At 63.4% G+C, this 2,423-nt stretch carries 4 protein-coding genes; all 4 read right to left on the bottom strand.

The window, feature by feature from the left end:
* Positions 1 to 736: TOTE conflict system archaeo-eukaryotic primase domain-containing protein (locus tag AC1DOC_RS29470; protein WP_478131102.1), on the bottom strand; the 736-nt coding region annotated here is incomplete at its 3' end.
* Complete coding sequence (locus tag AC1DOC_RS29465) at positions 720 to 1,271, bottom strand: hypothetical protein (RefSeq protein WP_278879710.1); 552 nt, start codon at positions 1,269 to 1,271, stop codon at positions 720 to 722. The genes AC1DOC_RS29470 and AC1DOC_RS29465, both read right to left, overlap by 17 nt.
* A gap of 168 nt (positions 1,272 to 1,439) precedes the next feature.
* A complete protein-coding gene (locus AC1DOC_RS29460; protein ID WP_319432140.1) occupies positions 1,440 to 1,784 on the bottom strand; it encodes a Hachiman antiphage defense system protein HamA in 345 nt (114 codons plus the stop codon).
* 75 nt (positions 1,785 to 1,859) lie between these two features.
* A partial coding sequence (locus tag AC1DOC_RS29455) for a hypothetical protein (RefSeq protein WP_478131101.1) occupies positions 1,860 to 2,423 on the bottom strand: 564 nt, incomplete at its 5' end.

Here is a 2,423-nt window from a genome sequence, read left to right as displayed (position 1 = left end):
AGCCCCTTTCGCGCGGCCCCTTCTGCAGGGGCAAGGCGATCAGGTTACCAAGGCCGCCTCTGGGCATCGTGTCCTGATTCGGAAACAGTCGGTCGTAGGACGTGAGCCGGAGCTGCCGCGTGCGCGCGCAGGTGTGGCTGATGATGGCTATGCCGAGGCGACGGGCATCGCGCGCCGGCACGCGAGCGGCAAAGAACACCCAGGCGTGGGCCCCTTGGCCGGAGCGCGAGACCTCCAGCGCTGCTGGCACGCCCAGTTCCGCGCAAGACTGCATGAACGCCTGCGCATCGTCCCGCCATTCGGCCTCGTCGAAGTCGACGGCCAGGAAATGACAGCTGTCGTCCTCCAACAGCGGATACACCCCGACCGTATGCTCGCCAGCCAGGTGCTTGTAGATCACCGCGTCCGACAGCGGGACGAGCAGACGATTGCCGCAGTCTCCGCACTTGATGCGGGGCTTCTCGCACACCCCGGTGCGCCACTCATTCGCGCAAGCCGGCGCGTAGCCCGACTTGCCGGTGGTCTTGCTCTCCCATCGGACGGGAAACACATCGGTACGACCGCGGAAGAGCCGGCGGAAGATAGCGACTTTCGCGTCAGTGGACAATCTCGAGGACTCGACGGGCGATGGGGACGGCTGCTGCCGCGACCGCCATTCGATGCCGTGCGATTCGAGCAGCGCGATCAGCCGGCTGTTCTCCGCGCGCAGCTTGGTGAGTTCATCGGGGTCCGCCATCGAATCCACGCTCGGCCAACAGGTCGTCCATGTTATCGCCAACGCCATATCCCAGGTTGTGGCCGAGGCGTCGGACAGCATCCAGACGACCCAATAAGGCGGACCTGCGTCCTTCGGGCAGAGCGTCCATGACTTTCAACGCCTGCCCGAACATCCGCACCACGGCATTGAAGTAGCCTTCGTCCTGCACGCCGAGATCGTTGCTGAAGCCCACCGCCCGCTCGCAGAAGAACACCATCAGCTCGGCCAGGCTCTCCGGCTGGCCGACGGCCTTCTTGTAATCCGCGATGGCCTTCTTGGCCTTCGTGACCGAGGTGTCCTGGTTCTTAAACACGTCGGGCCACAACCAGCGGTCGATGGTTGCCTTGTACGGTTTCAACACATCGTCGCCGAGCCCCAAGCGCGCGTGCAGGAAGGCTTGGTTATCCTTGCTGGCGGCGTAGAGGTCCTGCACCAGGCCGATCAAGCCCGGGCGGTCAAAGTCGGCAAGCTTGTCCTTGACGTCGCTCCAACTCAGCGCTTTCCTCGTACCCATGCTCACGCATTCTCCGGCTTCAGCAGCTTCGTGGCGGCATCTTCCAGCGCCAGCACGCGGCCTCGTTCTGCACAAGCAAATGGCAGCAAAAAATCGGCGTCAAGCCAGCAACGCCGGGTTGCCGTCAAACCGGGCCCGCCCCTGCGCTGCATGTGCGTTGGCATAGCCTCAAGCCGCAACGCGATGGGCGGTCTCGCCGTCATCTTTGAATCGCATCCGCCAAACGGGAACACGAAAGCCCATGTCCTCCTCGACCAGTTCAGAGGCCAGGATTTCGCCGAGATCACCGGAGCGCGCGCGCTTCGACTGAGGCAGCAGTGCCCTCAGAATTTCGGAGGCGCCGTCGTATCCGAGGCGGGCAACATCGTCAGCCTGGTCGTCGTGCGTCCTGACGGTTTCGCCCAGCTGCGTAAGAACGGCTGCACGGCCGCTATCTTTTTCCAAGCACGTTCGGAATGTCTTCCTCTTGCTTTTGTCCTCGGTGCCAGCGCACCAAGCCTTGAACAATGCCATGTCTCCTCCTCCGTTCTTTGTGAGTTCCGGTCAGACTGGCTGCTCATCGATCCGCTCCGCTTGACTTCTCGCCCGTCATCCCGCCGCCTGCGCAGGCAGTTCAATTTCGTATGCTTGGGCGATACGGGCTACCAGTTCGGCGACGGCGACGTTGCCGAGCTGCAGCGTTTTCGGGTCGACGGACGTGTCCGCAGCAACGGCAACAAGGAACCGCGTCATGTCGGCGCTGATCTTTTCGTCGACCGCGATGCGTGTGGCGGGCGCGAGCAGTTGTGAAAGGCGCAGAACATCGTTGAGGTGCTTGCGCACGTCCTTGGTATCCACCTTGGCGCCCTGCTCTTTTCGCGCCGTGAGTTCCAGCCACGCGACGGCCTTGAGCGGGATCAGGCGGTCTTCGCCGACCCAGGGCAGGCCATCGACTTCGCGGCGGCCGGCCATGATGAATGCGTAGTAGACCTCGTCCAGCAAGATGGCAGACAAGCTGGAGACGGCGTCGTCGAGCGGTATGGGTGTCAGCTGGCTGCCCTCAGCCGGTTGCAACCCGTCGGGGGCTCTCGCGAACAGCTCGACCATCGCCGGGTAGCGGGCATCAGCGGGCTTCTGGAACCGATAGAAGATTGGTTTCCGGTGTCGCTGGCC

This window comes from Variovorax sp. 01T439_2 (assembly GCF_056398445.1).
The sequence above is the reverse complement of the archived record's forward strand: the minus strand, read 5'-3'. Positions and strand labels throughout refer to the sequence as shown.